We start from the raw sequence: 12,435 nt of genomic DNA, 5'->3' as shown, positions 1-12,435 counted from the left end.
TGCCTGCCTTTGCTGCTTCATATTATTTTAATTCCAAATGTACGGTATAGCCACGATTTACTATCAACCAGCGTATGTAAAATTCTGACTATGTAAATGATACTTTTCTCTGTTACATAATAAATTTTATAATTACGATAGTATTCTTTCCGAACACCCAATTCTGCCAACAATTCATCTTCATCCAGTTCATTTCTTTCTGGAAAATTCACCAGAGAATTTATTTTTGTGCGAATCCCCCTTATTGTATTTTCAGCAGCAGACGAATTTCCCAGTTCACAGGCAATGTAATCGCCAATATCTTCCATATCTTTCTCCGCCAGCTCCGTAATCTTAATTTGATATTGTCCCATTACTGTATTTCTTCTCCAGACGATCACACACAACATTAAAATCTTTTGTCTGTCCTTTTTTTATCTGCCTCAAACCCGCTATTACAATTTCCCGCACTTCCTTTTTCTGTTTTTCCACTTCTCTCTGATAGTCTTCTTTTATTACAAATGCCATGGTAATTTATCCTTTCTTTCTACTCTTATTTTAAAATGGCGGCAATAAACTAATCCCCAGTTTTTCTAACAATCCATTAACTTAAACTGCTAATTCTTTTACCATCATAAGGACATTTTTGCTCCAGACAATGCTTTTCTTATTTCACTTCCTTCATCAGAAAACTCCGTCAACCAACGTTTCAACTTATTCAGTTTTCCCGATTTGACTATACCCTCTGGCGTTTTTATCTCACTGATACTTTCCAAATCCATATTAATTTTTTCAAACTGCTTTTTTATATCTTCCTGCCCATTTTCAGACACTATATCTAAAATATCTTCTTGTATTTCAACAATATCCCCCTGTATCTCCATAATAATATTTCTAATCTGCTGTATATTAACAACATTCGATTGAGTTGCACTACTTTCCGAAGAAACATTATTCGTAAAAACAGGTTTAACTGTAATATGGTTCATATATGAATAAGGACCTGTTTCCTCTGGTTTCATTATGTCTATTCCTTCCAATAACTTAAGCACATTTACCTGTTTAAAACTCTCATAGCATTGCATAGTTTCTACTTTCTTATCCAGAGCTTTACATAACTTACTATAAGCAAATGTATATTGACATTCCGGTTCACAATTACAGGGAACAAACTCCTCTACATTAATCTTTTTAAAATCACAATTAATCTCATCTATAGTTTTTCTTATAGTATAAAGCAGTTCTCTTGCATGAACGGAATTTTCTCTGGCATTTACTTTTATTTCAATTTTCTTTTCTGCTATTGAATCTCTCATTATAACACTTGCATATGCTGTTTTGTGTATTAAATATACGCCTTTTCGCCAACACATGGATTTGCCATTAATAATTGCAATATATTCATTAATATTGACTATAAATCTGGTCATAATACCAGCTGGTATAAAATCATAACTATATTGTATTCTAATACAGGAGGTATTATTAAAATCCCATCCATCTGGACACTCAATTGAAGTATTTTCCAAAAGTTCAGCCACTAAATAACTCTCCTTATTTAGTTCATAACATAATTGAAATTTTTCCATAATCTTTAATAAAAAAACATGCTTATCTTCAGGGTATAATTCAAAATCCTTCCATATTAATGGCAAATCACTTATTTTTAAAACACCATTTCTATTTCGAAGAACATTTTCCTGTGAATCCAATATCTTGTAAACGGCTGAAGTTGCCCACTCTGGCGACAATATTACAATACCTTTTAGAAAGGTATCATTCTGATAATGCAAAATAACGCCTAAATCATGCAAATATTGGCTCAAACTTTTTCCTTCTTCTACACCGGCATTATGCTTAAAACATATTTTTTTATACTCATCATATGTAATATATTTCTTATCACTTATTTTCTCTATCTCCTCACGAACATCATACCATGACTTCAACCACTTTTCTTTTGTAATCTGCAAAGCACTTGCATGCTTAACTATATATGTCCTCAATCTTTTTATATTAATATTATCTTTACAACTTATATCTAAAATCGCCTGTATCTGTGGATATTTTTCTTTATATTCCTTAAAATCTATTCTATTAATCCTGGTAGTATTTTTATCACACTTATTTATACAGATAATTATTGGACTATCTTCCGCAAAACTCTCTATCGTTTTCAACCAATAATCTATTCTTCCGTATTCTTCTTCTGCTCTGGCATCCCATACAAAAATATAAAGAGACCGTTTTGTTAGAAAAAACTGATGCGTAGAGTGATAAATCTCCTGACCACCAAAATCCCATATATTTAATGTATATTCCTTCTTGTTTTTATTATATACCCATCTTTTTACATCTATGCCTTCTGTTGAATCCTTTTTTTCTTTATAAATATTATTTGTAATCCTATCCAGCAAACAACTCTTTCCAACATTCCCCTGCCCTACAATAATCATTTTAGATTCATTAAAGAAATACGTTTCTTGTTGATTTTGTTGCCTGCAAATAAACGATATTAAATTATAAGGCGATTGCTTCTTCATTTCTTCAGGGATGCTAGCTGCAAGAGGAGTCATGGCAATATTAAAAAATTTCAGCTCTTTCAAATTCAATAACGACTCTGGAATCATTTCAACTTCCGACCTTACCAAATGTAATCCTTTAAGTGAAGTCAAATTTCCCATCTCAATTGGTAAACTTTTAACTTTAGAGCCTGATAAAAAAATTTCTTCTAACTTTTTCATTTTGCAAATTTTTGACAACTCATTCGTATTCGAGCATTCAATACCAATTGCCCTGATATTTTTATTAATTAAATTATTGGGTATACTTGTAAAGCAACATCCAAAACAATCTAAATACCTCAATTGCGGTAATTGTTTTAATGCTTTAGGTATCCGGACATCGGTAATATTGCAAATAGACAAAGCTTCTAAATTTGTTAACTCTCCTATTTTTTCCGAGATTTCAAGATATGTATTTATATGATCATTTTTTTCAGCTCTGTTTCCCAAATATAAAACTTTTAAAGAATGCAAATTCCATAACTCATCAGGCAATTCTTTCAATCCACAATTAGACAGATCTAAAGAATCCCATTTGTTCTCCCTGGCGTCTTTTAATAACTCTATTATTTGATCTTTATCAAGTGTTTCATAATTTCTTTCGTAACAAAGTATTTTATCATAGTGAACTCCAAATGTACCTGATATCGTTATTTTTCTTGCTGAATATTCTTCTGTATCCAACTTTTTTCTCCAAAGTATTTCCATATTACTCTTCCCTCAGTCAATTTCACTCTCTGTTTTAATTATTCACACGTAATTCAATAAATCTCCCGCCATTTGCAATTTTTTTACATTTATCCAACATTCTGCTAAAATCTTCATTTATAATTATTACACAAAGGCATCTGCAAGCATAAGGACCAGATCTCCTTCCCATTTCTCATAATGTATATGGCCTCTTTTGTCATATAAAAATAATTATATGATTATTTTTATACAATTATACCCCTGTTATTCCCCCGCGTAAAGGATTTCTGCAAAGATTGGGAAACAAACGTAACTATTCAGCCTTCCGGCTTCATAGTTATGGAATCCGACCCATTTAAAGTTTGCTTTCAGCAAAGGGCCGGATTCCTTGCAGTTTTACACTACTGGCTGCTAACTGCGCAACAAATGCGCAGTTGCAGGCTGAATAGTTACAAACAAACGTAACAAAACAGAAGAACCCTGCTGATTTTCCATCTCACTCCGGAACTCAGCAGGGTTCATTCATTTGTTATCTAATCTTAAACTACCTGTTTCTTGGCCACAAAAATCGGAAAAGTATCGGTACCCTTCAGCTCTTTGCCTTCGGAAACCCTTACTTTCTTATCTGTAATAATGTATTCTGCCTGAACGCCTTCTTCAATGACAGTATCCTGCATCAGGACTGCATTTTTAACTTTGGCTCCCTTGCCGATCTTCACTCCACGGAACAGAATGCAGTTTTCAATTTCTCCTTCGATAACGCAACCGTCAGCCACCATAACGTTCCGTGCAGAAGCACCGTTTACATAGCGGGTGGGGTTATCGTCACGTATTTTTGTATAAATGGGGCTCTCGCCAAACAGTGCTTCCAGATTTTCATTATCCAGAAGTTTCATATTTGCATCGAAATAACCTTTCAGACAGTCAATCCGTGCAGCATATTCTTTGTACTCGTATCCCATTACTTTCATTTCATCCAGATGTGGAACCAGAATATCACGCTCCAGATAAGTACTGCCCCTCTTAAATGCTTCGCTGATAAGGTTAATCAGATACTCACGCTCAAATACATATACATTCATGGAGAAATTCTTCGCACCGGTTTCCTGGGAATTGATATGTATCCTCTTTACACGGTCGCCTTCCAAATCAAGGGTATAATACATGCCCTTATTCAGTTCGTCCGCTTTGAGAATGCTTTCCGGCAGATTTTCCTTCGTATATGCAATCGTAACGTCCGCCTCACTTGCAATATGAGCGTCCAGCAATGCTTTAAAATCAAAATTAAATGCGATATTGGTATCTGACATCACCACATATTTTTCTTTCTGAGATTTCAGAAATCCAACAATACTGGCAATCATGCCTACCCGACCGGTGTAAACACCCATATTTTTCTGAGCAAAGGGCGGGAAAATATTCAGTCCGCCGTTCTTACGGGACAAATCCCATTCACGTCCGGAACCGAGGTGGTCCAGCAATGAGAAATAATTTTCACGCACCAGCACGGTAATATTATCAATACCGCAGTTCACCATACTGGACAGTACGAAATCTATCATACGGTAACGTCCTGCAAAAGGAATGGAAGCCATCAGACGCTCGCTGGTCAGTTCTGGTACAAGCTCATCATAGGCATTGGGGAAAATAATGCCCAGTGCATTTGTGTTATTGGAATTTGTCATTGTTTATCACCATCCTTTACATTATCACTGACCATGGCATTGGGTCCGATGACAGCATCGTCGCCTACATAAACGCCAGGCCCAACGGTTGCCACGCCTGCTTCGTCGCCTTCCGGCATCTGTCCCACCATAGCATTCTGTCCGATAATTACATTTTCTGCTATGATGCAGTGTTTTACCTGAGCGCCTGCTTTGATAATGGTATTGCCCATTACCACTGCGTCTTCCACATAAGCGCCTTCCTCCACCTTCACACCTGCAAAGAGGATGGAATGCTTCACATTTCCTGAAATATTGCACCCGTCTGTAATCATGGAATTTTCCACATGGGCGCCCGTATTGATTTTATGTCCGGTCATACCGCTGTTCCGGCTGTAAATCTTCCACTTTTCATCGAAAAGGTTAATGCCGCTGTGTTCCGGGTCCAGAACCTCCATATTTGCTTCCCAGAGAGAAGAAATGGTTCCCACGTCTTTCCAGTAGCCGTTAAAGTGATATGCGTACATTTTCCGCCCGTCCTTCAGCAGGTTGGGGATAATGTTATTGCCGAAATCATTTTCCGAAGCGGGGTCTTCCTCATCCTCGATAAGATATTTCCTGAGAATATCCCAGTTGAAAATATAAATTCCCATAGAAGCCAGATTGGATTTAGGCTCTTTGGGCTTTTCCTGAAACTCTGTAATTTTGTCATCCTCATCTGCCACCATCAGACCGAACCTGGAGGCCTCCTCCCAGGGTACCTCCATAACAGCTACTGAGAATTCTGCCCCTTTTTCCTTATGGAACCGAAGGAAATCGCTGTAATCCTGTTTGCAGATCTGGTCACCGGAAAGAATAATGACATATTCCGGGTCATAGCGGTCAATAAAAGAAATATTCTGATATATTGCGTTTGCAGTTCCTTTATACCAGTCAGAGCCGGATGCCTGCTGATAGGGCGGAAGTACGTGTACGCCTCCGTACAGACGGTCCAGGTCCCAGGGCTGTCCATTTCCAATATACTCGTTCAAAATCAGCGGCTGGTACTGTGTCAGAATACCTACCGTATCAATTCCGGAGTTCACACAGTTTGACAGTGGAAAATCAATTATACGATATTTCCCGCCAAAGGGAACTGCAGGTTTTGCCAGCTTCTGGGTCAGTGCATAAAGGCGGGAACCCTGACCACCGGCAAGAAGCATTGCAATCATTTCTTTACCCATTTTTTCTCTCCTTTTCCTGTTAATTATTATCTCAACATGCACATATCTGTCTCTTATACGTCCGGCTTCCGGATGATTTGTACAAATATGCCATAGCTGATAACCACATAACATGACATTTTCCAACAATTTTCCTTTTCTGGCAAATAGCGGAATAACCTATTGTTATTATTGTACAGGATTATATGTTTTTTGTAAATAAATTATTGCGATTTTAATAAAAAACCAGCAACCACCCGGCCATAGCCTGTAAGACAGGTGAATCATGCTCGGATGTATGTGCACAGAATACAGGCTATGAACGGAGCGCCCCTTTTTCGTTTCTTATGACAGGTCTGTAATTTTCCCGGCAAATTGTATATAATAGAAACTGTACCTGTCTCAGTTAATACATAAAAATACGTATCGCACGAGTGCGCATTTGGAGGACAATATCATGCCTGGATTTACCACTCATTATCTGTTTGGCCTGAACACCTGGAAGCAGATGGCTCCCAATTCTCTGAAACAGACCATACGCCAGAATCATGCTGCTTTCAGCCTGGGGCTGCAGGGGCCCGATCTGTTTTTTTATTTCCTGCCTTCCTATCTTATCCATAAAAACAATATTGGCTCCGTGGCCCATACGGAGCAGCCAAACTCCTTTCTCCATCATCTGCTGAACAGCCGCAGGCTGTTTTCCGACAAAAAAGAACGGCAGATTGCCGAAGCCTATATTGCGGGCTTTCTGGGCCATTACCTGCTGGATACCCACTGTCACCCCTATGTCTACTGGAAAACCGGATTCCAGGAAAAGAATAACCGATACCATGGCCGCCATATGAGCCTGGAAACAGAAATCGACACAACGCTGCTGGCATTATACCGACGCTGTCCGCCTGCCGCTTTCCGTCAGAACCGGGTAATTTCCCTTTCACCTGCGGAAATACGCACCATTTCCAGGATACTGTATAATGTATACACTCAGACTTATCCACATATTGCTGTACATCGTCTTACCATGCACGCCGCCATCCGCTCCATTCAGCTTGGTACCAGATTTTTTCACGACCCTGCCGGATGGAAAAAGCCTGTCATCAGCAAACTGGAGCAGTGGATTCTGGGATACCCGCTGTTTTCCACCATGATTCCGGATGAAAAACCTTCTGTCCACAAAGACCCTCTGAATCTGCGCCACTGCCTGTGGAACAATCCCTGGGCCCCCTCCCTGTTCTCCGACGCTTCCTTTCCGGATTTGATGGAAGCTGCCGGAGAACGGTACAGGGAAACGCTCACTGCTTTGTATGCACTGTTTCAGGAACGGCCTTTCACCCCCGCGGAGACCCTTGGGATTCACAGGCTGTCAAAAAGCCTTGGAAATAACTCCTACCACAGCGGTCTTGATGCGGGAATACCCAGTTAAATTTGGAATTCCACATATTTTAACGCTTCACAGCAATATAGTTTTTTTCTATAAGACAAAAAAATCCTGAATCTGGCCCAGTATGGTATTTACAAGCCGGGTTCTGGCCTCTACGCTGGCCCAGGCAATATGAGGCGTAATCAGCAGTTTTCCGCTGTCTTTGATTTCTTTCAGGGGATTTTCCGGACTCATGGGTTCCACACAAAGCACATCCAGTCCGGCCGCCATAATTTCTCCGTTTTTCAAAGCGTCTGCCAGATCCTGTTCTGCCACAATGGGGCCTCTCCCCAGGTTCAGGAAAATGGCAGACTTTTTCATTTTTTCAAAAGCCTTTTTATCCATCAGCCCTTCTGTTTCCGGCGTCAGCGGGGCATGAACGGATACTATGTCAGATTTTGCCAGCAGTTCGTCCAGTTCCACCCGCTGGTATCCCGGCTGATTATTTTTTCCGGAGGTGGAATAGTAAATCACATTGCAGCCAAAAATTTTTGCTGCTTCCGCCACCCTTCTGCCGATGGCGCCCATGCCGATAATTCCCCATGTCTTCCCGTCCAGCTCTGTAAATTTTTTATCAAAATGAGTAAAAATCCGGTCTCCCACGTATTTTTCCGATTTTACATACTTGTCGTAATAGGGCAGATGTTCCAGCAGGTAAAACAGCAGTGCAAAGGTATGCTGGGTCACGCATTCGGTGGAATAGCCTGCCACATTGCGCCATGCAATTCCCCGTTTATCCAGATAATCTTTGTCCAGATTATTAGTACCGGTTGCCGCCACACATACCAGTTTCAGATTTTTGGCATTCCCGATGGTCTGTTCATTTACCGGAACCTTGTTTACAATAATAACATCCGCGTCCCTTACCCGCTGACCGGCTTCTTCAGGTGTGGAAAAGTCATATTTTACCACTTCTCCCAATGCTTCGTATCCGGATAAGTCCATGTCTTCTCCAATTGTCTTTGCATCCAAAAATATAATCTTCATTTTATTTCCTCCTCTATGGTTAGTTTGATTGAAAACCGTTCTTTTTGCGATTCTGAAATTTCCCCTGTGGAACCGTCCGGTTTATTGCCGGCTTTTATGGGAAACCCTGCGGCATTTTCCGGATTATCACTGGCTTTTATGGGAAACTCTGCGGCGTTTTCCGGATTATCACTGGCTTTCATGGCAAGCTCTGTGATATATCCGCAGCCATTCTGTACCTGGTACTCAAAATACCCCCTGGGCGGCTCTGCAAATCCTTCCATAATGGACATAATCGTCCCGCCATGGACTGTAAATCCCACGGTTTCCCATTGATGTTCCTGTGCGGTACGGATACACCGGAAAAAGGCTTCCCGGCACCGGCGCCGGAATGCATCCGGCTCCTCTCCTCCCGGAAATCCTGTCTGTCCGCCACTGTCAAGAAATTTCTGATATGCAGGATTTCCATTTAGTTCCTGATAATTTTTATATTCAAATTCTCCAAAGTCCATTTCCCGCAAATCCGTTTCCGCAATGACCCGCCCCTTCTGGCTGAATACCTCCGGAAACAATGCCCGCGCGGTTTCCAGACAGCGGCGGCTTGGACTGACAAACATTCCTTCCGGCTCAGGCAGCAATCTGCCTCTCTCTCTCAGCCGTTCTTTTTCGGATTCCGGAATTCCCTCGTCGGTGCGTCCCACATACCGATGTTCCCGGTTGCCTCTGGTGGCTCCGTGGCGGATGAAATATATTTTCATGACAGGCTCCTTTTATTCTTTCCCTTTTACATTTTATCTGTTCAGTTCCTCCGGCGCATCGCTGTAATACTTCTGATTTTTACTTCCGGGCTTATCCGGTATGGTCATTTTCAGCTGTCCCGTTTCCAGCAGCGGATTCACATAATGAGACATCACGTAATAAATGGTTTTTATGCGAAGGTAGCTGGCAATTTCACTCCGGCTTCTGGGTATACTGCAAAATTCAATGATACCCTGCACTTCACCATCTGACAAAATTGCCATATCCATTCTGAGTATCTCCTGCTGTTCCTCTCTGTTATAAAAAGTAACGCAATGCCACTATCTGAAATACGTCTGTCCATCCGGTACCCATCTGGCATGACTGCCCTTCTGGCTTTTACTGATTACCAGTTTCCTCTCCATCTGCTCTTTCAACTCTGTCACATGGGAAATAATACCTACCAGACGGGTATCTCCTGCCAGCTCATTCAGAATTCCGATGGCTCTGCGTCTGGCTTCTTCATCCAGGGAACCGAATCCCTCGTCGATAAACATGGTGTCCAGGTGTACCCGGCCTGCAGTATTGCGAATCACATCCGCCATGCCAAGGGCCATGGAAAGGGCTGCCAGAAATGACTCTCCCCCGGAAAGGGTTTTTACGTCCCGCACCCGGTCCGTTACCAGATCGTACACATCCAGATCCAGCCCGGCTTCTCCCTGTCTGCCAAGATTTTCCAGCTCCCGGCACCGCAGAATAAACTGACTGCCGTTTATCTTCACCAGCCGCCGGTTGGCCTCCCTGATAATGGAATGAAAATAGCGGCGCTGCACATAGGTCTGAAAATCCATCCGGATATGCTGTGCCAGATTGCCGTTGGCCGTTTTATCCAGATTGCTGACAAGCTCATACTGTTCTTTTAAAGATTTTCGCTGGTGTTCCAGTCTGCCAAGCTGCTGCCTGGCCTGGCTGTTCCGGCTTATGAAAGAAACAAGCTGCAATTTTTCCTGCTCCAGTTTCTGAGCCTGCTTCTTTAACTGCTGCTCCCGTTCCAGCACAGGAGCGGTATCCACCGGTTCCTTTCCCTCCGACTGCTGCTTTAACAGTTCCAGATTTTTCTGCTGTTCCGTCAGGATTCCCTGATTCCGGGCCAGTTCCTGCTGCAGCTTCTGTAAAGACTTCTCTGACCGGGACTTCTCGCTTTCCAGTCCGGCTTTTTCCTGTTCCGCCTGTTCCAGATGCTGTTTCAGTTCACGCTCTGAGGAAAAAGGCAGTTCCTCCAGCAGGGACTGTCCGGCCTGGGCGGCAGTCTCAAAAGCCAGCTTTGCTTCATACTGTTTCTGCGTAAATGCTTCTTTCTCCTGCTCCAGTCTTTCTTTCTCCTGCTGTAACTGCTGCTGCCTTTCCTTCAACTGCTGCAGTTTCTTTTCCTGCATTTTTCCTTCTTTTAACCGGGCCTTTGTCTGCTCCGCCTTTTCTCGGCAATCAGTCAGGGCCGAAGGAATCATTTCCGGATGAAATGCTCCGCCAAACATTCGTGCACCATCCTGTTCCAACCGGTATTTCTCCTTCTCGCAGGTTTCCTGCACCTTCTGAAATACTTCCCTGCACAGATTCAAGTCCTGGTCTGCCTGTTCCCGCTCCTTTTTGGCCTGTTCCACCTGTCGCCGGGTAACTGCTCCCTCGGACAGTTTCGCTTTTTGGGGATGAATCCGGGAACCGCATACGGGACAGGGTTCTCCCTCCCGGAGGGTTTCTGCAATCATTCCCACCTGTTCTCTGATAAAGCGCTGATTTTTTTCCTCGTATTCCCTGCTTTTTTCCTGAAATATCTGCAGAGATGTCTCTGTCTTTCGCCGCTGTTCTTCCCGCTTTCTTTCCTGATGATTCAGGCGTTTTAACGTTTCACTCATTTCTTCCAGCAAAGACTGACGGTCTGCCAGGGATTTCACCTGTTCCTCAAGCAAGGGCAGATTTACCGCTGTTTCTTCCAGAATCTGCTGCTGTTTCTGTGCCTGTTCCTGGGAAACAATTACCGTTTCCAGTTGCTGCTGCACCTGACGACAGTTACTTTCTACCTGTTTCTGGTGTTTTTGAGCCTGCGCTGCCGCCTGCTGTTTTTCTTTCAGCAGTGCATACTTCGGCAGATAACTGCGCCATCCGGCAATCTGCTCCGACAGTTCCGGCATTCGCCTCTCATATCTGCAGGTACTCTCCTGGAGCTCCACGATCTTTTTCTGCTCCTGCTCCTTTTGCTGCCGCACCTCTTTTCTGCCTCTGGCAATCTCACCCTCTGCTTCTTCTATCCGCTGAAATAACTGATTGATTTCCCTGGCCTGCCGGAGCTTCCAGGCATTTTCTTCCAGCTCTTTCCGAAGTGTCTCCTCCCTGGACCGTACTTCTGTTTCCCCGGCCTCCAGCTCCCGAATCAATGCGTCCAGACTTTCCAGTATCTGCTCCGGGTTTGTCTCCAGCAGACCGCGGCTTTCCTCCCATAAATTTCCGGCGGTACTGTCCGGCAGATACCGTACCCCCTGTATTTCATGGTCACAGAGCTTCCGGTTATCCTCAAGCTGCCCGTACAGGCATTTGCTCCGCTCCCGCAGTTTCATCTGGAGGGCAGCATAAACCCCGGTGTCAAATATTCTGGCAAATATTTCTTTCCGCTCTCTGGAAGAAGCATGGAGAAGCCGCAGAAATTCCCCCTGGGCAATCATGGCAGTCTGGGTGAACTGGGATGCTCCCAGGCCCAGAATTTCCACAATTTTCTCATTGATTTCCCTGATTTTCCCTGGAAATTCCTGTCCGTCCGGCAGCCACAGTGCAGCGGAAGCGGATTCTTTCGTCATGGCGTATGTTCCTTCTTTGTTCTTCCGTTTGCTCTGCCTCCGGTAATTGGGGTTGCGGCGAACTCTGTATTCTTCTTTCCCGCAGGAAAACGTAAATTCCACGAACGTGGGCGTTTCCGGCTCCGCGTACTGGCTGCGCATCATATCTCCTTCCCGCAGCCCGCCGCTGGTCTGGTCGTACAATGCATAGGTGATGGCGTCAAATATGGTGGTTTTTCCGGCTCCTGTGTCTCCGGTAATCAGAAACACCCCCTGGTTTCTGTCCCGAAAATCCAGAACTTCCTCTCCGGCATAAGAGCCAAAGGCTGACATAACAAGTTTTATGGGTTTCATCGTTCTCCTCCCGGTTCTTCCGGAATGTTT

At 43.1% G+C, this 12,435-nt stretch carries 10 protein-coding genes; 1 reads left to right on the top strand and 9 read right to left on the bottom strand.

Translation table 11 applies throughout. The features are described 5' to 3' along the window. Nucleotides 1-17: 17 nt before the first annotated feature. The 5 genes from VSQ32_18220 to VSQ32_18200 all read right to left on the bottom strand — a co-directional run bounded on the left by VSQ32_18220 (nucleotide 18) and on the right by VSQ32_18200 (nucleotide 6,120). Complete coding sequence (locus VSQ32_18220) at nucleotides 18-353, bottom strand: type II toxin-antitoxin system RelE/ParE family toxin (protein MEH2944725.1); 336 nt, start codon at nucleotides 351-353, stop codon at nucleotides 18-20. Next, nucleotides 334-507 (bottom strand): hypothetical protein, encoded by a 174-nt coding sequence (locus tag VSQ32_18215; GenBank protein ID MEH2944724.1) that lies wholly within the window; start codon nucleotides 505-507, stop codon nucleotides 334-336. Before VSQ32_18215 ends, VSQ32_18220 begins: the two co-directional genes overlap by 20 nt. 104 nt (nucleotides 508-611) lie before the next feature. Beyond that, entirely contained in the window at nucleotides 612-3,227 is a 2,616-nt protein-coding gene (locus tag VSQ32_18210; protein MEH2944723.1) for a COR domain-containing protein, read from the bottom strand. Nucleotides 3,228-3,772: 545 nt separating this feature from the next. Further along, complete coding sequence (glgD, locus tag VSQ32_18205) at nucleotides 3,773-4,918, bottom strand: glucose-1-phosphate adenylyltransferase subunit GlgD (GenBank protein MEH2944722.1); 1,146 nt, start codon at nucleotides 4,916-4,918, stop codon at nucleotides 3,773-3,775. After that, nucleotides 4,915-6,120 carry a glucose-1-phosphate adenylyltransferase gene (locus VSQ32_18200; GenBank protein ID MEH2944721.1) on the bottom strand — a complete coding sequence of 402 codons (1,206 nt, stop codon included), beginning with the start codon at nucleotides 6,118-6,120 and terminating at the stop codon, nucleotides 4,915-4,917. The genes glgD and VSQ32_18200 overlap by 4 nt, the downstream gene beginning before the upstream one ends. Before the next feature lie 436 nt (nucleotides 6,121-6,556). Here VSQ32_18200 and VSQ32_18195 point away from each other — a divergent pair, with 436 nt between their 5' ends. Continuing rightward, nucleotides 6,557-7,522: a zinc dependent phospholipase C family protein gene (locus VSQ32_18195; protein ID MEH2944720.1), complete on the top strand. Its 966-nt coding sequence runs from the start codon at nucleotides 6,557-6,559 to the stop codon at nucleotides 7,520-7,522. A 48-nt stretch (nucleotides 7,523-7,570) separates the two neighbouring features. Here the strand turns inward: VSQ32_18195 and VSQ32_18190 are convergent, their stop codons facing one another. The 4 genes from VSQ32_18190 to VSQ32_18175 are packed head-to-tail and all read right to left on the bottom strand — an operon-like array spanning nucleotide 7,571 to nucleotide 12,405. Beyond that, the gene (locus tag VSQ32_18190; protein ID MEH2944719.1) at nucleotides 7,571-8,506 is read right to left on the bottom strand and encodes a D-2-hydroxyacid dehydrogenase; all 936 of its coding nucleotides are present in this window, start codon (nucleotides 8,504-8,506) and stop codon (nucleotides 7,571-7,573) included. Next, on the bottom strand, nucleotides 8,503-9,243 hold the full coding sequence (locus tag VSQ32_18185) for a histidine phosphatase family protein (protein MEH2944718.1): 741 nt from the start codon (nucleotides 9,241-9,243) through the stop codon (nucleotides 8,503-8,505). Before VSQ32_18185 ends, VSQ32_18190 begins: the two co-directional genes overlap by 4 nt. 33 nt (nucleotides 9,244-9,276) lie before the next feature. Beyond that, entirely contained in the window at nucleotides 9,277-9,513 is a 237-nt protein-coding gene (locus VSQ32_18180; GenBank protein MEH2944717.1) for a hypothetical protein, read from the bottom strand. A 51-nt stretch (nucleotides 9,514-9,564) separates the two neighbouring features. Then, complete coding sequence (locus VSQ32_18175) at nucleotides 9,565-12,405, bottom strand: SMC family ATPase (GenBank protein MEH2944716.1); 2,841 nt, start codon at nucleotides 12,403-12,405, stop codon at nucleotides 9,565-9,567. Nucleotides 12,406-12,435: the final 30 nt, after the last annotated feature.

The sequence above is a fragment of the Lachnospiraceae bacterium JLR.KK002 genome, from assembly GCA_036941025.1.
Taxonomy (GTDB): Bacteria; Bacillota; Clostridia; order Lachnospirales; family Lachnospiraceae; genus Petralouisia.
The sequence above is the reverse complement of the archived record's forward strand: the minus strand, read 5'-3'. Positions and strand labels throughout refer to the sequence as shown.

Coding starts and splice junctions, on each gene's coding strand:
- VSQ32_18220 (MEH2944725.1), bottom strand. CDS start 353: ATGGGACAATATCAAATTAAGATTACGGAGCTGGCGGAGAAAGATATG.
- VSQ32_18215 (MEH2944724.1), bottom strand. CDS start 507: ATGGCATTTGTAATAAAAGAAGACTATCAGAGAGAAGTGGAAAAACAG.
- glgD (MEH2944722.1), bottom strand. CDS start 4,918: ATGACAAATTCCAATAACACAAATGCACTGGGCATTATTTTCCCCAAT.
- VSQ32_18200 (MEH2944721.1), bottom strand. CDS start 6,120: ATGGGTAAAGAAATGATTGCAATGCTTCTTGCCGGTGGTCAGGGTTCC.
- VSQ32_18195 (MEH2944720.1), top strand. CDS start 6,557: ATGCCTGGATTTACCACTCATTATCTGTTTGGCCTGAACACCTGGAAG.
- VSQ32_18190 (MEH2944719.1), bottom strand. CDS start 8,506: ATGAAGATTATATTTTTGGATGCAAAGACAATTGGAGAAGACATGGAC.
- VSQ32_18185 (MEH2944718.1), bottom strand. CDS start 9,243: ATGAAAATATATTTCATCCGCCACGGAGCCACCAGAGGCAACCGGGAA.
- VSQ32_18180 (MEH2944717.1), bottom strand. CDS start 9,513: ATGGATATGGCAATTTTGTCAGATGGTGAAGTGCAGGGTATCATTGAA.
- VSQ32_18175 (MEH2944716.1), bottom strand. CDS start 12,405: ATGAAACCCATAAAACTTGTTATGTCAGCCTTTGGCTCTTATGCCGGA.